This window comes from Cellulomonas sp. Leaf334 (assembly GCF_001424195.1).
Classification (GTDB): Bacteria; Actinomycetota; Actinomycetes; order Actinomycetales; family Cellulomonadaceae; genus Cellulomonas.
In genome coordinates this window covers 349,491-375,811 of the sequence record NZ_LMOO01000007.1, presented here as the reverse complement: position 1 = coordinate 375,811, position 26,321 = coordinate 349,491, and the positions used below count along the sequence as shown (strand labels likewise).

Genomic DNA, 26,321 nt, shown 5'->3' with positions numbered 1-26,321 from the left:
TGGAAGCTAAGCCCTTCAGCGCCGATGGTACTGCACTCGCCAGGGTGTGGGAGAGTAGGACGCCGCCGGACATCATTCAGGAAGAGCCACCCCTACGGGGGTGGCTCTTTCTGTTTCCCGGACCATTCTGGCTGCCGCTCTGCGTGCTATTCGGGAGCAGTTCCTCGAGGAGATCGGCTAGTTCGGAGAACGCCAGGACGCGCTCCATGAGTACGCCCGGAGACGACGGAGCCCGCGCCATTCGGTGCGGGCTCCGTCGTGTCTACGGCGCCGGTCAGCCGGCCTCGAAGACGACGACGCCCAGCGGAGGGACGCGGATCGAGGCGGAGTACGGGCGGCCGTAGTGGGGTTCGGGGAGGGCGTCGATCTCGCCGAGGTTCCCGACGCCGGAGCCACCGTAGGCCTCGGAGTCGGAGTTGAAGATCTCGCGCCACCGACCGCCGCGGGGCAGGGCGAGCCGGTAGCCCTCGTGCGGGATGCCGGCGAAGTTGATGACGACGGCGACGGGCGGGGAGTCATACCCCTTGCGGAGGTAGGCGAGGGTGTTGCGGAACGCGTCGTCGGAGTCGATCCACTCGAAGCCGTCGGGGGAGTGGTCGAGCTGCCACAGGGCGGGTGTCTCCTTGTAGACCCGGTTCAGGTCGGCGACGGAGCGCATCACGCCCTGGTGGGCGGGGTCGTCCAGGGCATGCCAGTCGAGGGAGCGCGACTCGGCCCACTCGGTCTGCTGCGCGAACTCGCTGCCCATGAAGAGCAGCTGCTTGCCGGGGTGGGTCCACTGGTAGCCGAGCAGCAGGCGGACGCCGGCAAGCTTCTGCCAGTGGTCGCCGGGCATGCGCTCATAGAGGGAGCCCTTGCCGTGCACGACCTCGTCGTGGCTGATCGGCAGGACGAACCGCTCGGAGTAGGCGTAGACCATCGAGAAGGTGATCTCGTTGTGGTGATAGCGCCGGTGGACGGGTTCCTCGGCCAGGTAGCGGAGGGTGTCGTTCATCCAGCCCATGTTCCACTTCAGGCCGAACCCGAGGCCGTTGCCGTCGGTGGGGGCAGTCACGCCCGGCCACGCGGTCGACTCCTCGGCGATCATCATGATCCCCGGGGTGCGCCGGTAGGCCGTCGCGTTGGCCTCCTGGAGGAACGAGATGGCGTCCAGGTTCTCCCGGCCGCCGTACTGGTTGGGCCGCCACTGGCCGGGCTTGCGGGAGTAGTCGAGGTACAGCATCGAGGCGACGGCGTCGACGCGCAGGCCGTCGACGTGGAACTCCTCGAGCCAGTAGGTCGCGTTGGCCACGAGGAAGTTGCGGACCTCGGAGCGGCCGAAGTTGAAGACGTACGTGCCCCAGTCGGGGTGCTCACCGAGGAGCGGGTCCGGGTGCTCGTAGAGCGGGGTGCCGTCGAACTGGGCGAGGGACCACTCGTCCTTGGGGAAGTGTGCGGGGACCCAGTCGACGATGACCCCGACGCCGGCCTTGTGCAGGGTGTCGACGAGGTAGCGGAAGTCGTCAGGGTGCCCGAAGCGTGAGGTCGGAGCGAAGTAGGACGACACCTGGTAGCCCCAGGAGCCACCGAACGGGTGCTCGGCGACGGGCAGCAGCTCCACGTGCGTGAAGCCGAGGGAGACGACGTGCTCGGTCAGCTGGTGGGCGAGGTCCCGGTAGGAGAGCCCGACGCGCCAGGAGCCGAGATGGACCTCGTAGACGCTCATGGGGGCGGTGTGGGGATCGCGGGCCGAGCGGGCGGCGAGCCACGCGTCGTCGGTCCATCGGTAGCGCGACTCGACGACCACGGACGCCGTCGCGGGCGGCACCTCGGTGCCCTGCGCGAGCGGGTCGGCCTTCTGGCGCCACGAGCCGTCGCTGCCGAGCACCTCGAACTTGTAGCGGGCGCCGGCGCCGACCTCGGGGGCGAAGACCTCCCAGACGCCGCTGTCACCCAGGGACCGCATCGCGTGCGACGCACCCTGCCAGTAGTTGAAGTCGCCGACGACGCGCACGGCGCGGGCGTTCGGGGCCCAGACGGCGAACGACGTGCCGCTGACCTCGCCGAGCTCGCCGGGGTAGGTGCGCACGTTGGCGCCGAGGACGGTCCAGAGCTGCTCGTGCCGGCCCTCGCGCACCAGGTGGCGGTCGAGCTCCTGCACGGTCGGCAGGAAACGGTAGGGGTCGTCGACGGTGCTGGTGTGACCGTCGTAGGTCACCTCGAGGCGGTAGTCCGGCACGTCGGCGCCCGGCAGCACCGCGACCCAGATCCCGTCCTGCTCGTGGCGCGCCGCGACCCTCGACGTGGACGTGACGACCACCACCGACTCGGCCAGCGGGCGGAGCGTGCGGACGGTGACGCCCCCACCTCCGACGTGCGGGCCGAGGACGTCGTGCGGTGCGTAGTACGCCCCGTGGGCGACGGTACGCAGGGTGTCGTCGTCGACGGGAACCGGAGAGGGGGCGGCCGGGCTCATGCCCCTACCCAACCACCCGCGGGAGTTCCGCGCAGGATGGTCCTCGTGGTGACCTGCGCCTCAGCCGTCGGCGGGCGGCGCGGTCGTCGTCGTCCCGCGGGCCACCAGCCGTGGCAGGGGTGCGGTGTAGGAGCGGACGGTGCCGGAGGCGAGGAGGTTGAGCACGCAGTCGGCCACCTGGACGCCCATGGCGTGCACGTCGAGACTCATGGCGGACAGCGCCGGGTGGGACAGCCGGCACAATGCCGAGTCGTCCCAGGCGAGCAGGGACAGGCGCTCCGGCACGGCGATGTCCATCTCGTGTGCGACACCGAGGCCCGCCACGGCCATCACGTCGTTGTCGTAGATGATCGCGGACGGTGGTGTGCCTCGACCGAGCAGCGCCCGGGTGGCGCGCGTGCCGGACTCCTCCCCGTAGTCGCCCTCGACGACCGCACCGTGGGCGCCGAGGCGGGCGCACTCGCCCATGAACGCGTCGGTCCGGGCCTGCGTGTGCGCGAGGTGCCGAGGGCCGCTGACGCGGGCCAGGCGCCGGTGGCCGAGTCCGACGAGGTGGGTGACCGCGGTCCGCATCGCCTGCGCGTTGTCGATCCAGACGTTGGCGAACGGCAGGTCCGGGCGCGGGCCGCCGACGACCACGGTCGGGATGCCGATCTCGCCCAGGACGTCCAGCCGGGCGTCCTCGAGTGCGATGTTGACGACCACGACGGCGTCGACGAGCTTGCCCTCGCCCCAGCGCCGGTACGTCCGGATCTCGGCGTCGTGGTCAGGGACGACGTGCAGCAGCAGCGAACGTCCCTCGGCAGCGAGGGACTCCTCGATGCCGCCGATGAGCTCCATGAAGAAGGGCTCGAAACCGAGCATGCGGGCGGGGCGCGCAAGGACCAGTCCCACCGCGTCGAGCCCATGTGCCATGGACGCGAGCGTACCTGCGGTGGGACGTCGTTCAGGCCGGGGACTGGGTGAGGTCACGTGCGCCGACCCGGGGGAGCACCACGTCGTTGGCGGAGCGCAGCACGGGGGCGCGGGTGAGGGCCGCGGCGTCGAACGTGCCGCGGGTGCGCACGTGGAACGAGGCGGTGGCACCCGCCGGGATGTCGACGAGAGCGGTGTCGACGACGGCGTCCGGGTCGAGCCGGTCGACGAGGAGCGTGACGTCGCGAGCGAACGAGGTCGCCCTGACGTCGACGCGGTAGCCGTCCTGGACGGGGGTGACCGAGGCGCGCACCGCGTCCGGTTCGAGCGCGAGGTCGACGTCCTCGACCCAGGTGTGCACGGTCTGCAGGGCGCCGAGTCGCACGACGAGCACCTCGCGCGAGGGGTCGGCCGGTGTCGCCACGGTGCTCGGCAGCGCGAACTGCCCGACGGACCACGCCCCGACGGCGAGGGCGAGGTCCTCCTCGGCGAGGACGGTGCCGTCGAGACGCTGGCGGGAGAGGTGGACGATGCCCTGCCAGATGACGGGCGTCTCGTTCACCACCGCGAGCACCTCGCGACCCTCGCGTGGCTGCACGGTGAGCAGGCGCGTCGCGTAGGCGGACCTCAGGGCGTACCAGAGCGGCTTGGGGCGCTCGTCGCCGTCGATCGCCGACCACGAGGTCACCGGCCAGCAGTCGTTGAGCTGCCAGACGATCGAGCCGGCCGTGCGCGGCCACCAGGAGCGGTAGTGCTCGATGGCGAACCTGACGGCGCGCGCCTGGTTGAGCTGGGCGGCCCAGTGCCAGTCCGTGAAGTCGTCGGGCACGCCGAGGTGGGGCTCCATGCCGCGGTCGAGCTTGCCGTTGCCGTCCTCCGCCTTCTGGTGCAGGAGGAACGTCGGGTCGCCCTTGGTCAGCGGGCCGCCGTCGGCCGCGTGCACGGCGCGGGTCAGGGTGGCCCACGTCGGCGGCCCCTGGAACCCGAACTCCGAGCAGAAGCGGGGGACGTCGTCGCCGTAGACGCGGTAGTCGACCCGGTTCCAGACCTCCCACTGGTGGAAGGTGCCGTGGTCGGGATCGTTGGGGTGGACCTCGGTGAGCGCGGCGCCGGGGGAGTAGGGGCTCCCGTCCGAGTACGGGCGGGTGGGGTCGAGCTCGGCGACGACGTCCTTCAGCAGCTCCGTCGCGTAGCGGAAACCCCAGGTCCGTCCCTGGAGGTCCTCCTGCCAGCCCCAGTCCATGAACCCCCAGAGGTTCTCGTTGCCCCCGTTCCAGAGCACCAGGGACGGGTGCGGGGTCAGGCGGGCGACGTGCTCGCGCGCCTCCGCCTCGAGCTCGTCCCAGAGCGGCTGCTCCTCGGGGTAGGCCGCGCACGCCAGCAGGAAGTCCTGCCAGACCAGCAGGCCGCGCTCGTCGCAGAGCTCGTAGAAGTCCTCGGACTCGTAGATGCCGCCGCCCCAGATGCGCACGAGGTTGAGGTTGGCGTCGACGGCCTGGTCGAGCCGGTGCGCCAGCCGCTCGCGGGTGATACGGGTCAGCAGGTGGTCGTCGGGGATCCAGTTGGCGCCCTTGACGAAGACCGGGCGACCGTTGATCCGGAACGTGAACGCGGTGCCGTGGTCGTCGGGCGTGGTGTCGAGCTCGACGGTGCGGAAGCCGATCCGACGGGTCCACGTGTCCAGGGGCTCCTCCGGGTCCGCCCCCACGAGGGCGACCGTGAGCTCCGACAACGGCTGCGCGCCGTGGCCGACGGGCCACCACAGCGGTGCGTGGGGGACCTCGAGGACGAGGACGGCGGCGCGCGCGCCCGCGGGCACCGGCACGGTGACGTCGGCGCCCGCGACCCGGGCATGCACGGTCAACGGTGCGTCCCCGCCCGGCAGACCAGACCGCTCGATCGTCGCGTGCACCTCGACCCGACCGGTCCCGTCGGCGTCGACCGTGACGAGCGGCCGGACCCCGGCGAGGCGGGCCACCGTCCAGCGCTCGACCTTCACCGGGCGCCAGAGGCCCGCGGTCTGCAGGTCCGGTCCCCAGTCCCAGCCGAACGAGCAGGCCATCTTGCGGACCATGTTGAACGGCTGCTCGTACGCGAGCGGGCGCGGTCCGAGCCGGACGGCCTCGGCCTCGGCGTGGACCAGGGCGGACCGCAGCTCGACACGCAGTCGCTGCGTGGCCGGCCGGAGCAGGTCGCGGACGTCGAAACGGTAGGAGCGGTGCTGGTTGGCCGTGCGGCCGATCTCGTGCCCGTCGAACGTGAGGGTGGCGACGGTGTCGATGCCGTCGAAGACGAGGTCGACACGCTCGTCAGGAGCAGCGTCGGCGAGGTCGAGGTCGCGCTCGTAGGCCCAGTCGGTGCGCTTCATCCACGCCAGGACCTCCTCGTTGCGGTCGAGGTAGGGGTCCGGGATGAGGCCGGCCTCCCGCAGGGCCGTGTGGCTCGTGCCCGGGACGCGGGCGCGGACGCGACGGCCGTCGAGGTCGGTCGGGACGGGGCCGGCGACAGCGGTCAGCGACCATCCGTCGTACAGGTCCTGGGTGTTCATCGTCGAGCTCCTGGGTCCGGGGGTCCGGCGTGTGCGCGCCGCATCCTCGCGACGCACATCGTCGGCTCCCGCGGACGGGGCCGATCATCTGGCAAGTACCCTGGAGTCATTCTTAGACAACTGAATAAAGTAAGTCAATGACGCGGGCACGTAGCGTTGCACCGGACCATCCCCGCACGACCAGGAGACGCCTCTCGTGACCGCTGCCGCCCACCCTCCCGAGCTCCTCCACCTGCGCGCCGCGGGGGTCAGCCTCGTCGTCGACCTCGGCGGCGGGACCCTGCCGCGGGTCCTGCACTGGGGCGCCGACGTGGGTGCGCTGGACGCCTCGGCGCTCGCGTCCGCGCGCCGGGCCTGGGACGTCGTCCCGCACGGGTTCCCGGTCGACGGCCAGGTCGAGGTCGCGGTCCTGCCGCAGGAGTCGGCCGGGTTCCTCGGCACGCCGGGCCTGGTCGGGAGCCGGGCGGGGCAGGACTTCTCCACGCTGTTCGCCGTCCGGTCGTGGGACGTGGAGACCGCACCGGACGGGACGCAGCGGCTGACCGTGCACGCGGGCGACGAGGCGGCGAGGCTCGGCCTGGTGCTCGTGCTCGAGCTCACCGCGCAGGGCCTGGTCCGGCAGCGGGCCGTGCTCACGAACGAGGCGGACGACGTCTTCGGCGTCGACGGGCTGCTCCTGACGCTGCCCGTCCCCGCGGTCGCGACCGAGCTGCTCGACTTCACCGGGCGCTGGGCGCGCGAGCGCAGCCCGCAGCGCACCGCCTTCACCCACGGCACGCGACTGCGCGAGAACCGGCGCGGTCGCACCGGGTACGACGCCGCGTTCGTGCTCGTCGCGGGGACCACGGGGTTCGCCCACCGCACCGGTGAGGTCTGGGGCGTGCACACCGCCTGGTCCGGCAACCACCGCTCGCTCGCCGAGCGCAGCCACTACCACCCCGGGCTGCTCGGCGGCGGGGAGCTGCTCGGGTCCGGCGAGGTGCGGCTCGGCCGTGGGGAGTCCTACACCAGCCCGTGGATCTACGGGTCGTGGGGCGTCGGGCTCGACGCGCTCGCGGGCCGGTTCCACGCCTGGATGCGGGCCCGCCCGCAGCACCCACGGTCGCCCAGGCCCGTCACGCTCAACACGTGGGAGGCGGTCTACTTCCAGCACGACCTCGGACGGCTCACCGCGCTCGCGGACGCCGCGGCCGCGGTCGGTGCGGAGCGGTTCGTGCTCGACGACGGCTGGTTCGGGGATCGTCGCGACGACACCCAGGCGCTCGGGGACTGGTACGTGTCCGCGGACGTGTGGCCCGACGGGCTGCACCCGCTGGTCCAGCACGTGACCGGGCTCGGTCTGCAGTTCGGCCTCTGGGTGGAGCCGGAGATGGTCAACCCCGACTCGGACCTCGCCCGGGCGCACCCCGACTGGGTGCTCCGTGTGCCGTCGCGGCTGCCCCGGGAGGCGCGCCACCAGCAGGTGCTCGACCTCGCCGTCCCCGAGGCCTACGCGTACATCCTCGAACGTCTCGACGCCCTGCTCACCGAGTACCCGATCGGGTACCTCAAGTGGGACCACAACCGGGACCTGGTGGACGCTGGCCACGGCGGCGCCCCGGGCGTGCACGGGCAGACCCTCGCGGTCTACCGACTCCTGGACGAGCTCAGGGAGCGCCACCCGGTGGTCGAGATCGAGTCCTGCTCCTCGGGCGGGGCGCGCGTCGACCTGGAGATCCTGCAGCGCACCGACCGCGTCTGGGCGAGCGACTGCATCGACGCCTACGAGCGGCAGCAGATCCAGCGGTGGACCAACCTGCTGATCCCGCTGGAGCTCGTCGGCGCGCACATCGGCTCCGGTACCGCGCACAGCACCGGCCGTCGGCACGACCTGTCCTTCCGGGCGGCGACCGCGCTGTTCGGGCACCTCGGGATCGAGTGGGACCTGCAGGAGGCCGACGACGCCCAGCGGGCGGACCTGACCGCCTGGATCGCGCTGTACAAGGACGTGCGGGGGTTGCTGCACTCCGGGACGGCCGTGCACGCGGACGTCGTCGACCCGGCCCTCGCGGTGCACGGGGTGGTCGCGCAGGACCGCGGGGACGCGCTCTACGCGGTCACGATGACCGACAGGTCGGCGAGCACCGCGCTGCCCCGGGTGACGCTGCCCGGTCTGGATCCCGACGCGCTCTACGACGTGCGTCCGCAGGCGCCGGGCGACGACGTCGACCACGCGCCGGCGTGGTGGACCGCGGAGGGCGTCCGGCTGCCCGGGCGGCTGCTGTCCGGGGTGGGGCTCGAGGCGCCCCTCCAGCTGCCCGAGCGCATCGCGCTGGTCCGGGCGACACGGGTCTGAACGACGCCGACGGCGGAGGCAGCCAGCCCAGCTGCCTCCGCCGTCGAGATGGGGGACTACTTCGTCGCGCCCGACGTGAACCCGTTGTAGATGTACCGCTGCAGGAACAGGAAGAGCACCAGGATCGGGATGATCGTGATGATCACACCGGCCGAGATGGTCTCCCACTGCGAGCCGTACGGGCCCTTGAAGTCGAACAGCGTGGTGGAGATCGGCCGCAGCTCCTTGGACGGCAGGTACAGGAACGGCAGGTAGAACTCGTTGTAGATCGCGATGCCCTTGATGATGACGACCGTCGCGATGGCCGGCTTGAGGTTGGGCAGGATGATCTGGAAGAAGATCCTCAGGTGCCCGGCGCCCTCGATCATCGCTGCCTCGTCGAGCGACTTGGGGATCGCCCGGATGAACTGCAGGAAGATGTAGATCGAGATGATGTCCGTGCCCATGAAGAGCAGGACCAGCGCGAACCGGGAGTCGTACAGCCCGAGCCCGTTGATGATCTGGAACGTCGCCACCTGCGTGGTGACGCCGGGGACGAGCGTCGCGAGCAGGAACAGGGCGAGCACCGTCGAGCGGCCGGCGAACTTGAACCGGTCGAGGGCGTAGGCCGTGGCGGCACCGATCAGGATCGTGCCGACGATCGCGGCGCCGAAGATGAAGATGGTGTTGCCGAAGGCCCCGAGCATGTTGCCGCGAGTGAATGCCGTGACGTAGTTCTCGAAGTTGAACCAGTTCTCCGGCGGTGTCATCGGACCCGTCGCGAGGAACTCCTGACCGGTCTTGAAGGACCCGAACAGGATGAGGCCCAGGGGCAGCAGCATCACGATCGAGGCGATGACCAGGGAGACGTACTTCCCGGTGCTGGTGACGGTGCGGATCATGTGAGGTCGACCTCCTCGTCGGGGATGACCTTGCGCTGGATCCAGGTCACGAGCAGCACGATCAGCAGGAGGACCACGGCCATCGCCGACGCCAGGCCGACCATGCTGCGCTCGAACGCCATCCACACGGTCCGGATGACGAACGTCTCCGTGCCGTTGGCGCCGCCGGTCATGACGAACGGGACCTCGAACACCGAGAGCGCGCCGGAGATCGCGAGGATCAGGGACAGGCCGATGATGGGGCGGATCGACGGCAGGATGATGTACCAGAACTGGTGCCACCGGTTGGCGCCGTCGAGGTCCGAGGCCTCGTAGACCTCGGAGCTGATCGACTGGATCGCGCCGAGGAACATCACGAAGTTCAGGCCCATGTAGCGCCAGACGGACACGCCCGCGAGCGAGAAGTTCGCGATGTCGGGGTCGCCGGTCCACTGCTGGATGAGGCCCTCGAGCCCCGCGGTCATGAGGATCGTGTCGATGCCGCCGCCCGGCTTCAGGAAGTTCAGGAAGATCAGGCCGATCGCGACCCCGTTGATCAGGTACGGGAAGAACAGGATGCCCTTCCACAGGTTCCTGAACCGGGTGTTGAACGACAGGATCGTCGCGAAGTACAGCGCGATCGCCATCTGCAGGAACGACGCGGCGAAGTAGTAGAGGGAGACGTAGAAGACGCGGACGTTGTCCGGGTCCGTGAAGACCTCGACGTAGTTGTCGAAGCCCACGATGTTCTTCGTCTTGTCCAGCCCGTCCCAGTCCGTCGCCGAGTACCAGAACATGTTGAGGACGGGGGCGAACGTGAGGAGAAGCAGGAGCCCGACGGGGATCAGCAGGAAGTAGTAAGGCGTCAGCCGGCGGTACCACGCGGTGCCGCGGCCCGCACCGCCCCGGGGCTTCCGGGGGGTGCGGACCGCGTCGGACTTCTGCGCGGCCGCCGTCGTCGGGTCGTCCAGACCCGAGGGAGCGGTCGTCATGAGAGGACTCAGCCGGCCGAAGCTCGACCCTCGGCCCACTGGGCGTTCAGGTCGTCGAAGATCTGCTGCTTGGTCCGGGCGCCGGAGCGGGCGTCGTCGATGTTCTTCTGGCGGAACTTCGGGTCCGTCGTGACGATGCCGGACGCCTTGTCGATGTCGCCGAACAGCGCTTCCTTGCCCTCGGGGGCCGGGTTCAGCGTGATGAGCTCGACCTCCTGGACGAAGCCCTCGAGGGCCGCGGGGACGGGGCCGTCGATCATCGGGGACAGGCCGGCCTGCGACTCCGAGAAACCGGACTCGTGGTTGAACCAGTCGATCCACGCACGCGCGGTCGCCTTGTTCTCCGAGTTCACGTTGATGCCGAGGTTGTAGTCGCCACCGGCGACGGAGTGGAACTTGCCGTCGGTCTTCATCGGGGTCGGTGCGTAGGCGATGTCGTCGCCGCTGGCACCGGCCGCCTCCGCGGCGGCGGCCATCTGCGGGATGGCCCACGAGCCGAGGACCATCGTCGCGACGTCACCGGTACCGAGGAGCCGCTTCGACTCCTCCCAGTTGGTGGTCGTCGGGTCGGCCTCGGTGAGGCCCGCCGCGACGGCGTCGTAGATCAGGCCGTCGATCACGCCGTAGTCGCTGTCCTCGGTCCACGGGGTGTCGGACTCGGTCATCGCGTTCTTCACGTCGGGGTCGGCCGTGACCGCGCCGAGCCAGCCGTCCCACTGCGAGAGCGGCCAGCCGTCCTTGTAGTTGGTGTAGAGCGGCGCGACCTCGACGCCGGTGTCCTTGATCGCCTGGAGCGCGTCGAGGAATGCCTCGGGGGTGTCGGGGAACTCGGTGACCCCGGCTTCCTCCCAGACGCGCTTGTTGTAGACGAAGCCCTGGACGTTGCCCACGACGGGGATGCCGTACGACTGGCCCTCGAACGACTTGTCATTGATCCAGCGGTACTCGGCGCCGATCTCGTCCTGGGTGCCGAGGGGCTCGAAGAAGTCCGCGAACTGGTCCGGGGTCACCGAGCCGGGGATGGCGAGCACGTCACCGTAGTTGTCGGTGCTCATGCGCGTCTTCACCTCCCCCTCGTAGTCGGTGAGGCCCTCGACCTTGACGTCCGTGACCTCGGGGTACTTGGCCTTGAACTCCTCGACGTACTCGTCGAAGGTGCCGTCCTCGACGAGGTCGGTGCGCCAGGTCAGGACGGTGATCTCACCCGAGGGCTTGCCATCGCTGGCGGCCGCGTCGTCGCTCTCGCCGCTGCCGGACGAGCAGGCGGCCGTGAGGGCGAGCAGGGAGCCGGCGGCCGCGAACGCCATGAGGCGGGTGCGTCGCTTCTGAGGGAACATCGTTGATCCTCTCTTCGGGTCGGCACCTCCGCGTGCCGACCGGGGTCTGATGAGGCACAGCCGCCCGGGGGTCGAGCCTCTGTGCTCCGTGTGGCATTCTTAGGCAACTGAACAAAGTAAGTCAACGGGCGTGTCCCTCGGACCCTGCGCCGTGTTCAGATCGTTATGGTGTGCGACGAGGGGGATCCCCCCATGGAGGAGGACTGGTGAGCGGCTCCCAGCCGGGTCTCGGCGCCGCGCACGCGAGCAGCCGGTCGGCGATCCTGGATCTGATCCGGGCCGCCGGGACGATCAGCCGTGTGGAGCTGACGCGCGCGACAGGCCTCACAGCGGCCACCATCTCCACGGTCGTGCGCCGGCTCATCGACGACGGCCTCGTGCTCGAGGTCGGCCGCGCCGAGTCCACCGGTGGCAAACCCCGGATGCTCCTGCAGCTGGACCCGTCCGCGCGCTACGCCGTCGGGGTCCACCTCGACCACGCCGGCATCACCTACGTCATCGCGAACCTCGGCGGTGCGATCGTCGCCCGCTGGCGGCGGCCGGGAGCCGGGTCCGACGACCCCGCCACCGTCGTCGCCCGCATCGCCGCCGAGATCCGGACGACCATCACGCGCGTCGGCGTCGACCCCGCGCGGATCCTCGGGCTGGGCGTCGTCTCGCCGGGACCGATCTCCGCGTCGACCGGCATGACGCTCACCCCGCCCGTGATGCAGCGCTGGGCCGAGTTCCCACTCGGGGCCGCCCTCGAGGACGCCGTCGGGCTGTCCGTGCTGCTCGACAACGACGCGACCGCCGCCGCCATCGGCGAGTACTGGTCCGGCGGGATCGCCACCGGCTCGGCGTTCGCCGCGCTCTACATGGGCACCGGGATCGGCGCCGGGATCATCGTCGACGGCACCGTCTACCGCGGGTCCAGCTCGAACGCCGGCGAGGTCGGGCACATCTGCGTCGACCTCGACGGACCCGTCTGCTGGTGCGGGAACATCGGGTGCGTCGAGGTGCTCGCCGGCCCGGCGGCGGTCGTCGCGGCCGCCCGGGACGCCGGTCTCGACCTGCCCGGCCGCAACGTCGCGGAGAACTTCGGGGCGCTCGCCCGGGCCGCCAGCCGGGGCGAAGCCCTGCCGCTGCAGCTGCTCGAACGGTCGTCGCGGTACCTCGGCGTCGCCGCTCAGACCCTGGCCAACGTGCTCGACCTCGAGCTCGTCATCCTCACCGGACCCGCGTTCGCGCTCGCGGGCTCGCTGTACCTGCCGGAGATCGAGCGCCGGCTGGGGCAGTCGTTCTTCGCCCGCGGCAGCCACCCCGTGCGCGTGACGATCTCCTCGAACGCGCCCGAGGCCGCCGCGGTCGGCGCCGCCGCGCTCGTGCTGCAGAGCGAGCTGGCGCCCCGGCAGGCGGGCGTCCGGATGCCGCTGGAGCTACCGCTCGAGGTCACCGCCGGCTAGCCGCTCCAGCCCGGCGACAGGGATCGGCAGCCACGACGGTCGGTTGCGGGACTCGTACACGGCCTCGTAGAGCGTCTTGTCCAGCTCCAGGGCGCGCAGGAGGGTCTGGTCCCCGCCGCCGTAGCCGCGGAGCAGCCCGTCGCGGGCGTCGGCCGTCCAGGTGGCCGCCTCGGAACCCGTGAGCCCGCCGACGGCAGCCGCGTAGTCGACCGAGCGCAGGAGGCCGGCGAGGTCGCGCAGCGCGAGGTCGGGACGCGTGCGCTGCTCCAGCGGCGCCAGCGGCTCGCCCTCGAAGTCCATGATGAACCAGGTCCCGTGCGACCGGAGCACCTGCCCGAGGTGCAGGTCGCCGTGGACGCGCTGCCGCGGGGGAGCCGCGGGCAGCGCCCGGACCTCCGCGACGACCTCGGCGACGCCGTCCGCGAACCGGGACAGCGCAGGGACGGCCGACAACGCCCACGAGAAGCGTGCGGCCACGGCGCGGGCGACCTCCTGCGGACCCTGGTCGGAGGCGTCGACCCCGTACGCCGACACGAGGGCGGTGTGCATGGTCGCCGTGATCGCGCCCAGGTCGGCAGCCGCGGAGGCGAACGACTCGCCCCGCGCCGCGTACGCGCAGGCCAGCTCGAACCCGTCCTCGGCGGAGTCCACGAACGCGGCGAGCACCCCCAGGTAGCCCGTCACCGGGGAACCGTCCGGACCGGGCCACTGGCCCTGGAGCCACGCGAGCGGTGCCGGGACGTGCTGCCAGCCGACGGCGACCAGGTGCCGGGGCACATCGACGTCGGGGTTCTCCCCGGGCGCGACCGCGCGCAGCACCTTGAGGATCGCCGGCCGGGCGCCCGGCAGGATCACCGAGGTGTTGGACTGCTCGCCGGAGACCACCCGGGCAGCCGACACGTCGACGTCCGCACCGGGTCCGTCCGCCACGGAGAGCCAGGCCCGCAGGAAGTCCGGGTGGCCGGCACCGTCCAGGACGGTGCGGCCGTCGAGGACGCCGATCGCGTCGTCGTGCGCACCGTCCGTCAGGACGAGCGGCACCTGCAGGACCGCGTCGATCGAGCCCGCGCGGGCCCGGACGAGCAGCACCGTCACGTCCGGCGCGAGCCGGAACGCCGCGACCGCCGACAGCTCGGCGACCTGACCCTTCGCCGGGAACCAGCGGCGCGTCGGCAGCCAGTCGCGCAGGACGTCGAGCAGGCGCGCGTCGTCGGGGGACGTGCGGGCGATCAGGCTCACGGGGCGGTCAGCTCCAGCCAGTAGAAGTCGCGCGAGCCGAGCGTGAACGACGCCGTCCCGTCCGCGCCGACGGCCGCGAACGGTGCGCCGCCGAACACGTCGTGCGCGGTCCAGCCCGCACGAGCAGGCATCGTCACCGTCGCGGCACGCGCGGTGGACGCCAGGTTGGCGACGACGAGGATCGTCTCGTCGGCGGTGTGCCGGCAGAACGCGAGGACGGACTCGTTGTCGCAGGGCAGCACCTCGAACTCCCCGGCTCCCAGCGCGGGATGCTGCCGGCGGACCGTGAGCATGCCGCGCACCCAGTGCAGCAGGGACGTCGGCTGCGCCAGCTGGGCCTCGACGTTCGTGTGGCTGTAGTGGTGCACGAGCGACTGGACCAGGGGCAGGTACAGCTTGCCCGGGTCGGCGGTGGAGAAGCCGGCGTTGCGGTCCGGCGTCCACTGCATCGGCGTGCGGACCGCGTCCCGGTCGGGCAGCCAGATGTTGTCGCCCATACCGATCTCGTCGCCGTAGTACAGGCACGGGCTGCCCGGCAGCGACAGCAGCAGGGCGTGCGCGAGCTCGATCTCCTTGCGGGAGTTGTCCAGCAGCGGTGCCAGCCGGCGCCGGATCCCGACGTTCGCGCGCATGCGGGAGTCGGGCGCGTACCACCCGTACATCGACGCGCGCTCCTCCGTGGAGACCATCTCGAGCGTGAGCTCGTCGTGGTTGCGCAGGAACGTGCTCCACTGGGCGCCGTTGTTCGGGATCGGCGGGGTGTCGGCCAGGATCTCCACGATGCTCGTGGCCTTCTGGTCCCGGATCGAGTAGTAGATCCGGGGCATCACCGGGAAGTGGAAGCACATGTGGCACTCCGGCTCCTCCTCGGTGCCGAAGTAGTGCACGACGTCCTCGGGCCACTGGTTGGCCTCGGCCAGCATGATCCGGCCCGGGAACTCCTCGTCGATCATCGCGCGGACCTTGCGCAGGAACGCGTGCGTCTCGGGGAGGTTCTCGCAGTTGGTGCCCTCCGCCTCGAACAGGTACGGCACCGCGTCCAGCCGGAAGCCGTCGACGCCGATGCCGAGCCAGAACCGGCCGACGTCCAGCATCGCCTCGACGACGCGCGGGTTCTCGAAGTTCAGGTCCGGCTGGTGCCCGAAGAACCGGTGCCAGAAGAACTGCCGCCGCACGGGGTCGAAGGTCCAGTTGGACGTCTCCGTGTCGACGAAGATGATCCGCGCGTCCTGGTAGCGGGTGTTGTCGTCGCTCCACACGTAGAAGTCCCCGTAGGGCCCCTCGGGGTCGGAGCGGGACGCCTGGAACCACGGGTGCTGGTCGCTGGTGTGGTTCATCACGAGGTCGACCACGATGCGCATCCCGCGGGAGTGCACCTGCTCGATGAGCTCGGTGAAGTCGGCCATGGTGCCGTACTGGCCGGCGATCGCGGTGTAGTCGGCGACGTCGTAGCCCCCGTCGCGCAGAGGGCTCGGGTAGAACGGCGGCAGCCACAGACAGTCGATGCCGAGCCACTGCAGGTAGTCGAGGCGGTCGATGAGGCCGCGGAGGTCCCCGCTGCCCTGGCCCGACGAGTCCGCGAACGTGCGGAGCATGACCTCGTAGAAGACGGCGGTCCGGTACCACTCGCTGTCCTCGGTCAGGCCGCCCGGCGGCTCGACAGGGTGCGGCATCGTGGGCTTGCGGTGCCCGGGCAGCACGATCTGGGCGGTCGTCGGTGCGGGCTCGCGCGCGTGCCGACCCGTCGTGGGCGTCTCGGTCACGGCGCCACCAGGTTCACCACGTGCGCCGCGCGGACGGTCGGGTCGAGCCGGACGAAGACCGACGGACCCCACTCGTACGTCTCGTTCGACAGCACGTCGTGCGCGACGACGGGCCGGTCCGGGTCCAGCCCGAACGCGTGCAGGTCCAGCTCCACGGTGCCGCCGCGGGCGTTCCACGGGTCGAGGTTGACGACGACCACGATGGTGTCGGCACGGCCCGTCGGGGAGTGCTCGGCGTCCAGGTGCTTGGCGAAGGCGACGAGCGCGTCGTCCGACGTCGGCAGGACGCGCAGGTTCCGCAGCTGCTGCAGGGCCGGGTGGGTGTGCCGCAGCTCGTTGAGCCGGCCGAGCAGCAGGTTGATGCCGAGGGCGTCGGCCTTCGACCAGTCGCGGGGCTTGAACTCGTACTTCTCGTTGTCGATCTGCTCGTCGACGCCCGGCCGCGGCACGTGCTCGACCAGCTCGTACCCGGAGTAGATGCCCCACGTCGGCGCGCCGAGGGCGGCCAGGACGGCCCGGACCGCGAAGCCGCGCAGCCCGGTGGCCTGCAGGTACGGCGGGAGGATGTCGTGCGTCGTCGGCCAGAAGCTCGGCCGCATCCACGCGCCCTGCTCGCCCGAGACCTCCTCGAGGTACTCGGTGATCTCCTCCTTCGTGTTCCGCCACGTGAAGTACGTGTACGACTGGTGGAACCCGATCTTCGCGAGCGTCTGCATCATGGCCGGCCGCGTGAACGCCTCGGACAGGAAGATCACGTCGGGGTGGTCGGTGCGCACCGACTCCAGGATCCGCGCCCAGAAGTCGAGCGGCTTGGTGTGCGGGTTGTCGACGCGGAACAGCGTCACCCCGTGGTCGATCCACACCTGCAGCACCCGCCGGATCTCGGTGTAGATGCCCTCGGGGTCGTTGTCGAAGTTCAGCGGGTAGATGTCCTGGTACTTCTTCGGCGGGTTCTCCGCGTACGCGATCGTGCCGTCGGCCCGCGTCGTGAACCACTCCGGGTGCGCGCTCACCCACGGGTGGTCGGGGGAGCACTGCAGCGCGATGTCGAGCGCGACCTCCATGTGCAGGTCCCGCGCGGCGGCGACGAACGCGTCGAAGTCGTCGAACGTGCCCAGGGTCGGCTCGATCGCGTCGTGCCCGCCCGCGGGGGAGCCGATCGCGTACGGCGAGCCCGGGTCGCCCAGGTCCGCGAACAGCGAGTTGTTGGGTCCCTTGCGGTGGGTCTCGCCGATGGGGTGGATGGGCGTCAGGTAGACAACGTCGAACCCCATGCCCGCGATCCGCGGCAGGTCCAGGATCGCCGTGCGCAGCGTCCCCGACGCCCACTTCCCGGCCGCCGGGTCGTACTGGGCGCCCTGCGAGCGGGGGAACAGCTCATACCACGAGCCGGCGAGGGCCAGCGGGCGGTCGACCGTCAACGGGTACGCGGACGAGCGCGTCACGGAGTCGCGCAGCGGGTGCTCGGCCAGCGCCGCATGGACCTTGGCGGACAGTCCGGCCGAGAGTCGGTCCTGCGGGCTGTCGCGGATGTCCCGCAGTCCCATGACCGCGTCCTTGAGGACCCGGGCGGCAGGCTTCGACATCGCGTCGGCACCCTTGCGCGCCGCCGCCCGCTCCAGCAGCAGCGCACCCTCGGCGAGCATCAGCTCGACGTCGACCCCCGCCTCGACCTTGATCGTGGCGTCGTGCACCCACGTGCCGTACGGGTCCGACCAGCCCTCGACGCGGAACGTCCAGTCACCCGTGCTCGTCGGCACCAGGCGCGCCTCGAAACGGTCCAGACCAGGGGCGATGTCGACCATCCGCGCACTCGCGCGGTCCACGCCGGACGGGTCGGTGAGCACGGCCGTCGCAGCGACGGCGTCGTGCCCCTCGCGGAACACGGTGGCCCGGACGGGGACTGCTTCACCGACCACGGCCTTGGCGGGGAACCGGCCGGCCTCGGCCACGGGGGAGACATCGACGACGGGGATACGTCCGACAGAGGTGCCGAGGGGCACGGGGCGAATCGTCACGCTCCCGAACCTATCCGTAGGTCCAGGCCGGGGGCATCCGGAGCGCCGCTCGTCGAGGAAGCTACCCGCCGAGCGCGCGCCCCACCGTGCGGCCCGTGAACAGGCAGCCGCCCAGGAACGTGCCCTCCAGCGCGCGGTGGCCGTGCACGCCGCCACCGCCGAAGCCGGAGGCCTCGCCCGCGGCCCACAGACCCGGCAGGACCTCGCCGTCGGGACGCAGGACGCGGCCCTCGAGGTCGGTGTGCAGGCCGCCGAGGGTCTTGCGGGTCAGCACGGAGAGCCGGACGGCGAGCAGGGGTCCGTGCGCGGGGTCGAGCAGCCGGTGCGGCTTCGCGACGCGGATGAGCTTGTCGACGACGTAGCGCCGCGCCATGGCCGTCGCGACGACCTGCGGGTCCTTGCCGAGCCCTGTCTCCACCTGCCCGTCCCGCGCGACGATCGTGCGCTCCAGGGCGTCGGCGTCGATCCGGTCGGAGCCGGACAGCGCGTTCATCTTCGCGGCGAGCTCGGCGGGCGTGTCGGCCCAGAGGAACTCGTCGGACTTCTGCGCGAACGCCTCGACCGGCCCGACCGCGCCGGGCTTCACGCGTTCCAGCAGCAGCTTCAGGTCCTTGCCGGTCAGGTCCGGGTTCTGCTCCGAGCCGGACAGCGCGAACTCCGACCCGAGGATCGTCTTGTCGAGGACGAACCACGAGTGGTCGTCGCCCCGCCCGGTGATGTGCCGCAGCGAGCCGAGGGAGTCGAAGCCGGGGAACAGCGGGGCGGGCAGCCGGTTCCCGTCGGCGTCGAGCCACAGGCTGCTCGGTCCGGCGAGGATGCGGATTCCGTGCCGCGACCACACCGGCGAGTGGTTGGTGATGCCCTCGGGGTAGTGCCACATGCGGTCCTCGTGCACGACGGCGGCGCCGGAGGCCGCAGCGGCAGCGATGCCGGAGCCGTCCACGTGGTCCGGGACGCCCGACAGCATCCGCGCGGGGAGGCGGCCGGCCGACGCGGGCCACGTCGCGCGGACCAGGTCGTGGGCGGCGCCGATCCCACCCGTGGCGATGACGACGGCGCTCGCGGGCAGCTCGAACGGCTCCTGCACGTCGCGTGAGCTGGGCACTGCGCGCTCGGCGGCGTCGGCGACGAGCACGTCGCCGCGGACACCCGTGACGCGGCCGTCGGTCGTCACCAGCCCGGTCACCCGGTGCCGGAAACGCACGTCGACCAGGCCCTCGCGGCGCGCGTCCAGCAGTGCGCGGACGAAGGGCTCGAGGATGCCGGGTCCGGTACCCCACGTGACGTGGAACCGCGGCACGGAGTTGCCGTGCCCGTCGGCCAGGTACCCGCCGCGCTCCGCCCACTGCACCAGCGGGAACCACCGCACGCCCTGGGCGTACAGCCACGAGCGCAGGTCCCCGGCGGCGAACTCGACGAACCCCTCCGCCCACGCCCGGCCCCAGCGGTCGGAGCCGTCGTCCGCGAAGTCGGCGGACCCGAACCAGTCGGCGAGCGCCAGCTCCGCGGAGTCCTTGACGCCGAGGCGGCGCTGCTCGGGGGAGTCGACGAGGAACAGCCCGCCGAACGACCAGAACGCCTGGCCGCCCAGGCTCGCCGCGGGCTCCGCGTCGAGCAGGGTGACCCGGCGGCCGGCGGCGACCAGCTCGGCGGTGGCGACGAGACCGGCCAGGCCCGCGCCGACGACCACGACATCGGAGTGCGTCATGGGGCGACTCTACGATCCGTGTCGTGACCTACGTGCTGAGCGACGCGACCGAGCGTCTCGACCGTGACGTCGTCTGGCAGTTCCTCTCGACGGAGGCGTACTGGGGCCGGTGGCGGAGCCGGGCGGACGTCGAGAAGCAGCTCGACGGCGCCTGGCGGGTGGTCGGCGCCTACGACGAGAGGTCCGGTGCGCTGGTCGGGTTCGCCCGGGCGGTGTCGGACGGCGTCGGCTTCGCCTACCTGGCGGACGTGTTCGTCGTCCCCGCGCACCGCGGCGTCGGGCTGGGACGCAGGATCGTCGCCACGATGATCGACGACGGACCCGGCGCCGACTTCCGCTGGACGCTGTTCACCGGCGACGCCCACGGCCTGTACCGGGAGTTCGGGTTCACCGAACCTGACAGCACGGCGATGGTCCGGCCGGACCGCCGGGGCTGATCGCAGGGCGTCACACGAGGTCGGCGACCAGCCGCGCCGCGCGCGCGGCGCCGTCCGTCTCGACCGGCCGGTAGCGCACCGGTGCAGCGAGCGCACGGACCATCGCGTCGGCGAGGCTCTCGGGGTCGGTCGTCGCGAAGTCCATGCACGTGCCTGCGCCGTACCGCTCGAGCCGGTGCCGCACGTGGAAGGACTGCTCGAAGTGGTGCTGGAGCGGGAAGTAGAGGAACGGCCGCTGCGACGCGGCCAGCTCCATGGTGGTCGCGAGCCCGCCCTGCACGACGGCCAGGTCGCACACCGCGAGGTGGCGGTAGAGGTCCGGCACGAAACCCCGTACGTCCAGCCCTCGGTGCCGCGGGAAGCCGTGGTCGTCGATGCGCGGCCCGGCCACCGCGACCATCCGGAAGCCCGGCACGTCCCGTGCGACGTGCGGGAAGGCGGCGACGGCGAGGTCGAGCAGGGCACGCCCGACGCCCGACCCGCCGACGGTGACCACACAGACCCGCTCGTCGTCGCGGTACCCGAGCCGTGACCGCCACTGCGCCCGCTCGTCGTCGGTCGGTGGGGCGTCGCCGGTGACGTAGCCGCAGAAGTCGAAGTTCGCCTGCGTCCAGTCGCGGATCGTCGGCAGGCCCGGACCCAGCCCGTCGGGGACGACGTCCTCGGGGTTGCCGACGAAGACCGCCCGGTCGCGGACCCGGGGGAACCGGGCGACGTGCTCGACCATCTCGGCGTTGTAGTCCGCCGTCAGCGCCGCCTCGCGCGGGCCGCCGTCGGGCATCGGCAGGAAGCCCACGAAGTCGGTGAACCAGACGTGCGCAGCGCGCTTGAGCTCGGGGTTCTCGTGCCAGAAGTGGTCGACGTCCCAGGCCTCGTCGCCGACCACGACGTCGTAGCGGCCGGACTCGACGACCTCCTGGAAGACCATGAAGTTCGCGACGAGGATCTCGTCCATCCGCCGCAGCGCCTGGAAGCAGTGCAGGTCGTGCCCGTCGGCCTCGGACGCCAGGTGGCCGGACTCCGACGCGAGCCACCGGCTCGCCGGGTGCACGTGCTGGCCCGCAGCCCGCAGGACGGCGGTCACCGGGTCCTGCGCGAGCCACTCGACCTCGACGTCGGGCCGGAGGCGTCGCAGCTCGTCGGTGATCGCGAGGTCGCGGCGCACGTGCCCGAGCCCGATCGGTGACGACACGTACAAGACCCGGGGCGTCCGGCTCGGTGCCCGCGTCCACCGCCGCGGTGCGGGCCGCGGGCTGAGGCGGTCGACGAAGTCGCCGACCGCGCGGTTGACGCGCACGGGGTCCCGGACGAGCGCGAGGTGGCCGCCGCCCTCGATGACCAGCAGCTCGCCCCCCGTCAGCTCTGCCAGCTCCCGCCCCTTGTCGACGTTCTGGCACACGTCCCGGTCGCCGTGCACGACCAGCACCGGAACCCCGATCCGTCGGCACCGCGCGACGATCTCGTCCCTGGTCGGTGGGTCGAGGTCGTGCCCCTCCTCGCTCGCCGCGAGAATCTCCCCGGTCGACTCGAGCGCCCAGCCGACCGCGTCCTCCAGCTGCTTGGTCGAGTGCGGCTCGACCAGCTGGGCATCGAAGAAGAACTCGACCCACCGGCGGTGTGCCGTCGTGATCACGTGCCGGTTGTACAGCTGCCAACCCTGCGGGTCCTCGAGGTGCGCGTCCCACGTCGCGACGGCGGCCGCCCAGTGGGCCTGGGGCCCGCCGAGGTGCGGCACCCCTGGCTCGATCGCGACGAACCCGACGACGCGCTCCGGGTGTCCGGCGATCAGGTCGAGCGCCCACCACGCTGCGTCGCAGAGGGTGACGACCACGACCTCCCGCGTCCCGGTCGCATCGAGCACGGCGACGATGTCGGCCACGTTCGCGGCGCGGCTGTGGTCCTCGACCGCGGTGGGCCGGCCCGACCGGCCGTTGCCCCGGCCGTCGAAGGTCACCACGCGGTTGCGCCGCGCGAGGTGCGGGAGCAGCGTCTTCCAGATCTGCGCGTGCGTGATCGGCGACGGTGGCACCAGCAGGACGGTCGGCGAGCCGGAGCCGTGCACCTCGTAGTGGATCGTGACGTCGCCGCTCTCGACGTCGCCCTCCCGATCCGGCAATCGCGCACGCATCATCGCCACCACCCTGGGACCGAACGTACGCGCGGTCAGTCGAGGACGTACACCCGCATGCTCAGCGCCTCCACGACGGTCGCCTCACCGGGCTCGGCGTGCAGGCTGCCCTCGATCGCGGCCGCTCGTTCCTCCGCGGGGTTCTCCCAGACGGAGTCCCACGCGAGCCGCCACCGGCCGCCGTGGTCGTCGGCCAGGATCAGGTGCACCGCGTCGAGCGACCCGTTGATGACCAGCAGCACAGTGTCGTCGTCGGGCGGCGGCGCGGTCCGCACCATCTGCAGGGTGCGGATCGACGAGTCGTGCCACCGGTCGTGGTCGAACGCGACACCGAGCGCGTCGAACCAGGCGAGGTCGGGCCGCTTGCCGGGCACGTAGGGGCGGCCGGAGTAGAACCGTTCCGAGCGCAGCGCGGGGTGCTCGCGACGCAGCAGCAGGAGCCAGCGGGCGGTCGCGAGCAGGTCGGTGCGCCAGGGCGTCACGTCCCAGCGCACCCACGAGATCTCGTTGTCCTGGCAGTAGGCGTTGTTGTTGCCGTGCTGGGTGCGGCCCAGCTCGTCGCCGGCCGTGATCATCGGCGTCCCCGCGGCCAGCACGAGGGTCGCGAACAGGTTCCGGATCGAGCGGCGCCGCAACGGCACGATGTCGACCGCCGGGGAGTCCGGCCCGACATGGCCCTCGATCCCGTGGTTCCAGGAGCGGTTGTCGTCGCTGCCGTCGCGGTTCTGCTCACCGTTGGCCGCGTTGTGCTTGTGGTCGTACGCCACCAGGTCCGCGAGCGTGAAGCCGTCGTGGGCGGTGACGTAGTTGACCGACGCGACCGGCCCGCGCACCAGCGGCGGGTCGCTGTGCCCGAACAGGTCGACGGACCCCGCCAGGCGCGTGGCCAGGTCGCGCACGCGGTGGCCCGGCAGACCGTGCGCGGCGCGGCCCGGGTCGGCGAGCCAGAACGAGCGTGCCGCGTTGCGGAAGCGGTCGTTCCACTCGGCGAACGGCACGGGGAACTGCCCCGTCCGCCACCCGCCGGGTCCGACGTCCCACGGTTCGGCGACGAGCTTGAGCCCGTGCAGCGCGGGTTCGACGGCCATCGCGACGAGCGCAGGGTGGTCCGGCGAGAAGCCGCCCGGGTCCCGGCCGAGGGTCACGGCCAGGTCGAAGCGGAACCCGTCGACCCCCACGACGTCCGCCCAGTAGCGCAGCGAGTCGAGGGTCATCCGGACCACCTCGGCCCGGCGGAAGTCGAGCGTGTTCCCCGTGCCGGTGACGTCCGCGAGCGTGGCGGGCGCCCCACCGTCGTGGGCGTAGTAGCCGGCGTTGTCGAGGCCGCGCCAGGACAGGTGCTGGCCGGGCAGCCCGCCCTCGCAGGTGTGGTTGTAGACGACGTCGAGCAGCACCTCGAGGCCGGCCTCGTGCAGCGCGTGGACAGCGCCGCGCAGCTCGGCCAGGACGGCCGCGGGACCCGCTGCCTGGGCGGCTGCCGTCGCGAAGGCCGCGTGCGGCGCGAAGAAGCCGAGCGTGCTGTAGCCCCAGTAGTTGGTCAGGCCCTTCTCGACGAGGTGCGGCTCGGAGGAGAACGCGTGCACGGGCAGGAGCTCGACCGCGGTCACGCCCAGCCCGAGCAGGTGGTCGACGACTGACCGGTGCGTGAGGCCCGCGTACGTGCCGCGCAGCTCCTCGGGCATCCGGTCGTCCAGCATCGTCAGGCCGCGGACGTGCGCCTCGTAGACGACCGTGCGGGACCATGGCGTCCACGGGCGGTTGGCGGCCGGGTCCGGTCCGGGCAGGTCGCGCGTGTCGACGACGACCGAGTACGGGACGTGTCCCGCGGAGTCGCGCGGGTCGGCGGGACCGTACGGGTCGCCCGCCAGGTCCGGGCCGACGAGATGGCCGTACGTCTCCGGGGTGTGCGCGACGTCCCCGTCGAGCCCGCGGGCGTACGGGTCGACCAGCAGCTTGGCGGGGTTGTACCGGTGGCCGGCCGCGGGCTCCCACGGTCCGTGCGCGCGGAAGCCGTACCGCTGGCCGGCGCGGACACCGGGGACCGAGGCGCTGAACACCCCGTGCACCGGGGGGCCGAGGGGGACCCGGCGCTCGACGGCCCCGTCGAACAGGCACAGGTCCACGGCCGTGGCGTGCGCGGCGTAGACGGCGACGTCGACGCCCGCGTCGGTGACGTGGACACCGAGACGTGGCGCTCGCCGGTGGGGGGAGGGCGGGGTCACCCGCACATTGTGGGGGAACAAGCCCACACGTGTCGGGTGTCTCCCGTCCTGGACCGCTTGTCCGTCGGTTCCGGGACGGGCGGTAACGTTCCGCGGGTGAGGATCGTCGTCTGCGTGAAGCATGTCCCTGACATCCAGTCCGAGCGGGCCCTGGGCCCCGACGGTCGCGTGGTCCGCGACGGCGGGGACGGGACCCTGAACGAGCTGGACGAGAACGCCCTCGAGGCGGCGCTCGCCCTCGTCGAGGCAGGTGAGGGGTCCGTGGTGGCTCTGACCGTGGGCCCCGACGACGCCGTGGACGCCGTCCGACGCGGCCTGCAGATGGGCGCCGAGGACGCGGTCCACGTGGTCGACGACGCCGTCGCCGGGTCCGACGCCATCGGCACCGCGCGGGTGCTCGCCGCCGCGATCCGCCACCTGGACGCCCAGGAGCACGTCGACCTGGTCGTCACGGGCATGGCCGGGCTCGACGGTCTGACGTCCCTGCTGCCGACCGCCCTCGCGGAGCTGCTCGACCTGCCCGCGCTGCCGCTCGCCGCGGAGCTGACCGTCGACGGGTCCACCGTGCGGGTGCGGCGCAACCTCGACCACTCCACCGAGGTGCTCGAGGCCACGCTGCCGGCCCTGGTGTCCGTCACGGACCAGGCCAACGAGCCGCGCTACCCCAACTTCAAGGGCATCATGGCGGCCCGCAAGAAGCCGATCACCACCCTGACGCTCGCGGACCTCGACCTCGACGCCTCGCGCGTCGGCCTGCTCGGCGCCCGCACCGAGGTCGTCGAGGCCGCCGCGCGACCGCCCCGCGACAACCGCGTGCTCGTGCAGGACACGGGCGACGCCGGGGTCCGGCTCGCTGCGTACCTCGTCGACAACCAGCTCGTCTGACGTCCCGAACCGAAGGATCGCCGCTGTGACCGCACCCGTGCTCGTGCTCGTCGACCACACCGTGGACGGAGCCGTCCGCGCCCCCGTCCGGGAGCTCCTCACGCTCGCCCGCGAGCTCGCGGGCGGCGCCGGGGTGCACGCCGCGTGGACCGTCGACGGCGTCGAGCCGTCCGCCGAGGTCGTCGCGGAGCTCGGTGCCCTGGGCGCGACCCACGTCCACCGGGTCGTCGCCGACGCGGACCCGCACCTGTCCGCCGTGCTCGCCGAGGCGCTCGCGTCGCTGCTCGACGCGACCGGTGCCGGGCTTCTGCTCGTGGTCTCCTCGTTCGAGAACAAGGAGGCCGCGGCGCGGCTCGCGGTCAGCACCGGCGCCGGGGTCGTGACCGACGCGGACGGTCTGGCGCTCGTCGACGGTCGGTACGTCGCCTCGAAGACCGTGTTCGCGGGCACCTGGAGCACGACGTGCGCGGTCACGGCGCCGTTGGCGGTCGTCGCGCTCAAGTCGAACTCGGTCGTGCCGTCGACGGTCGAGGGTGCGCCCGCCCCGCAGATCGGCGAGCACACCGTCGCGGTCAGCGACAAGGCCCGGCGGGTGACCCTGGTCGAGCGCGTCGAGCGACCCGCGAGCGGGCGCCCGGACCTCGGCAGCGCCAGCATCGTCGTGGTCGGCGGACGCGGCACCGAGGGCGACTTCTCGGTCGTCGAGGAGCTGGCGGACGTGGTCGGCGGCGCGGTGGGTGCCACGCGTGTCGCCACCGACGAGGGCTGGATCGGGCACGACGCGCAGATCGGCCAGACGGGCGTCACCATCGCGCCACGGCTCTACGTCGGCGTCGGCGTGTCCGGTGCCGTGCACCACCGCGGCGGCATGCAGGCGTCCGGCACGATCGTCGCGATCAACTCCGACCCCGACGCCCCGATCTTCGAGATCGCAGACTTCGGCATCGTCGGAGACCTGTTCACCGTCGTCCCGCAGGCCGCTGCGGAGATCCGCCGGCTGAAGGGCTGATCCGCGCGGGCGCGCGTCGGTAGGG

At 71.9% G+C, this 26,321-nt stretch carries 17 protein-coding genes; 5 read left to right on the top strand and 12 right to left on the bottom strand.

From position 1 onward, the window contains the following. Positions 1–274: 274 nt before the first annotated feature. The 3 genes from glgB to ASF78_RS18075 are packed head-to-tail and all read right to left on the bottom strand — an operon-like array spanning position 275 to position 5,918. Entirely contained in the window at positions 275–2,455 is a 2,181-nt protein-coding gene (gene glgB / locus ASF78_RS18085) for a 1,4-alpha-glucan branching protein GlgB (protein WP_056592745.1), read from the bottom strand. 60 nt (positions 2,456–2,515) lie between these two features. Continuing rightward, complete coding sequence (locus ASF78_RS18080; RefSeq protein WP_056592741.1) at positions 2,516–3,370, bottom strand: LacI family DNA-binding transcriptional regulator; 855 nt, start codon at positions 3,368–3,370, stop codon at positions 2,516–2,518. Positions 3,371–3,401: 31 nt separating this feature from the next. Continuing rightward, positions 3,402–5,918 (bottom strand): glycoside hydrolase family 2 protein, encoded by a 2,517-nt coding sequence (locus tag ASF78_RS18075; RefSeq protein WP_056592738.1) that lies wholly within the window; start codon positions 5,916–5,918, stop codon positions 3,402–3,404. Between the two features lie 196 nt (positions 5,919–6,114). Here ASF78_RS18075 and ASF78_RS18070 point away from each other — a divergent pair, with 196 nt between their 5' ends. After that, entirely contained in the window at positions 6,115–8,253 is a 2,139-nt protein-coding gene (locus tag ASF78_RS18070) for an alpha-galactosidase (RefSeq protein ID WP_056592735.1), read from the top strand. A gap of 56 nt (positions 8,254–8,309) precedes the next feature. Here the strand turns inward: ASF78_RS18070 and ASF78_RS18065 are convergent, their stop codons facing one another. Genes ASF78_RS18065 through ASF78_RS18055 form a run of 3 tightly spaced genes read right to left on the bottom strand, consistent with a single transcriptional unit; the run spans position 8,310 to position 11,442 of the window. Further along, positions 8,310–9,134, bottom strand: coding sequence for a carbohydrate ABC transporter permease (locus tag ASF78_RS18065; RefSeq protein WP_082495169.1), 825 nt, complete (start codon positions 9,132–9,134; stop codon positions 8,310–8,312). Next, positions 9,131–10,105 carry a carbohydrate ABC transporter permease gene (locus tag ASF78_RS18060; protein WP_056592731.1) on the bottom strand — a complete coding sequence of 325 codons (975 nt, stop codon included), beginning with the start codon at positions 10,103–10,105 and terminating at the stop codon, positions 9,131–9,133. The genes ASF78_RS18065 and ASF78_RS18060 overlap by 4 nt, the downstream gene beginning before the upstream one ends. Before the next feature lie 8 nt (positions 10,106–10,113). Further along, positions 10,114–11,442 carry an ABC transporter substrate-binding protein gene (locus tag ASF78_RS18055; RefSeq protein WP_056592729.1) on the bottom strand — a complete coding sequence of 443 codons (1,329 nt, stop codon included), beginning with the start codon at positions 11,440–11,442 and terminating at the stop codon, positions 10,114–10,116. A 206-nt stretch (positions 11,443–11,648) separates the two neighbouring features. Between ASF78_RS18055 and ASF78_RS18050 the strand changes: the two genes are divergently transcribed. Beyond that, complete coding sequence (locus tag ASF78_RS18050; protein ID WP_056592725.1) at positions 11,649–12,887, top strand: ROK family transcriptional regulator; 1,239 nt, start codon at positions 11,649–11,651, stop codon at positions 12,885–12,887. Here the strand turns inward: ASF78_RS18050 and ASF78_RS18045 are convergent. The 4 genes from ASF78_RS18045 to ASF78_RS18030 form a co-directional block, all read right to left on the bottom strand. Next, positions 12,861–14,126 carry a phosphotransferase gene (locus ASF78_RS18045; RefSeq protein WP_056592722.1) on the bottom strand — a complete coding sequence of 422 codons (1,266 nt, stop codon included), beginning with the start codon at positions 14,124–14,126 and terminating at the stop codon, positions 12,861–12,863. The two genes, ASF78_RS18050 and ASF78_RS18045, sit on opposite strands and share 27 nt — an antisense overlap. After that, positions 14,123–15,799: a maltose alpha-D-glucosyltransferase gene (treS, locus tag ASF78_RS18040; protein WP_082495183.1), complete on the bottom strand. Its 1,677-nt coding sequence runs from the start codon at positions 15,797–15,799 to the stop codon at positions 14,123–14,125. The genes ASF78_RS18045 and treS overlap by 4 nt, the downstream gene beginning before the upstream one ends. Positions 15,800–15,885: 86 nt before the next feature. Next, positions 15,886–17,907 (bottom strand): alpha-1,4-glucan--maltose-1-phosphate maltosyltransferase, encoded by a 2,022-nt coding sequence (locus tag ASF78_RS18035; RefSeq protein ID WP_235518680.1) that lies wholly within the window; start codon positions 17,905–17,907, stop codon positions 15,886–15,888. A 61-nt stretch (positions 17,908–17,968) separates the two neighbouring features. Continuing rightward, positions 17,969–19,615, bottom strand: coding sequence for an FAD-binding dehydrogenase (locus tag ASF78_RS18030; RefSeq protein ID WP_056592719.1), 1,647 nt, complete (start codon positions 19,613–19,615; stop codon positions 17,969–17,971). 23 nt (positions 19,616–19,638) lie between these two features. Between ASF78_RS18030 and ASF78_RS18025 the strand changes: the two genes are divergently transcribed. Beyond that, positions 19,639–20,052, top strand: coding sequence for a GNAT family N-acetyltransferase (locus ASF78_RS18025; protein WP_056592716.1), 414 nt, complete (start codon positions 19,639–19,641; stop codon positions 20,050–20,052). 10 nt (positions 20,053–20,062) lie between these two features. Here ASF78_RS18025 and ASF78_RS18020 read toward each other — a convergent pair whose 3' ends face one another. After that, positions 20,063–22,183 carry an alpha/beta hydrolase gene (locus tag ASF78_RS18020; protein ID WP_200940647.1) on the bottom strand — a complete coding sequence of 707 codons (2,121 nt, stop codon included), beginning with the start codon at positions 22,181–22,183 and terminating at the stop codon, positions 20,063–20,065. Positions 22,184–22,215: 32 nt separating this feature from the next. After that, positions 22,216–24,402, bottom strand: coding sequence for a glycogen debranching protein GlgX (glgX, locus tag ASF78_RS18015; RefSeq protein ID WP_056592715.1), 2,187 nt, complete (start codon positions 24,400–24,402; stop codon positions 22,216–22,218). Positions 24,403–24,498: 96 nt separating this feature from the next. Between glgX and ASF78_RS18010 the strand changes: the two genes are divergently transcribed. Further along, positions 24,499–25,287 (top strand): electron transfer flavoprotein subunit beta/FixA family protein, encoded by a 789-nt coding sequence (locus ASF78_RS18010; RefSeq protein ID WP_056592712.1) that lies wholly within the window; start codon positions 24,499–24,501, stop codon positions 25,285–25,287. A gap of 25 nt (positions 25,288–25,312) precedes the next feature. Further along, the gene (locus ASF78_RS18005; protein WP_056592710.1) at positions 25,313–26,296 is read left to right on the top strand and encodes an electron transfer flavoprotein subunit alpha/FixB family protein; all 984 of its coding nucleotides are present in this window, start codon (positions 25,313–25,315) and stop codon (positions 26,294–26,296) included. Positions 26,297–26,321: the final 25 nt, after the last annotated feature.

Bases quoted from the DNA above. Each gene is read 5' to 3' on its own strand.
- ASF78_RS18060 (WP_056592731.1), bottom strand. From the start codon at position 10,105: ATGACGACCGCTCCCTCGGGTCTGGACGACCCGACGACGGCGGCCGCG.
- ASF78_RS18075 (WP_056592738.1), bottom strand. From the start codon at position 5,918: ATGAACACCCAGGACCTGTACGACGGATGGTCGCTGACCGCTGTCGCC.
- ASF78_RS18065 (WP_082495169.1), bottom strand. From the start codon at position 9,134: ATGATCCGCACCGTCACCAGCACCGGGAAGTACGTCTCCCTGGTCATC.
- ASF78_RS18030 (WP_056592719.1), bottom strand. From the start codon at position 19,615: ATGACGCACTCCGATGTCGTGGTCGTCGGCGCGGGCCTGGCCGGTCTC.
- ASF78_RS18080 (WP_056592741.1), bottom strand. From the start codon at position 3,370: ATGGCACATGGGCTCGACGCGGTGGGACTGGTCCTTGCGCGCCCCGCC.
- ASF78_RS18020 (WP_200940647.1), bottom strand. From the start codon at position 22,183: ATGATGCGTGCGCGATTGCCGGATCGGGAGGGCGACGTCGAGAGCGGC.
- glgB (WP_056592745.1), bottom strand. From the start codon at position 2,455: ATGAGCCCGGCCGCCCCCTCTCCGGTTCCCGTCGACGACGACACCCTG.
- treS (WP_082495183.1), bottom strand. From the start codon at position 15,799: ATGCCGCACCCTGTCGAGCCGCCGGGCGGCCTGACCGAGGACAGCGAG.
- ASF78_RS18055 (WP_056592729.1), bottom strand. From the start codon at position 11,442: ATGTTCCCTCAGAAGCGACGCACCCGCCTCATGGCGTTCGCGGCCGCC.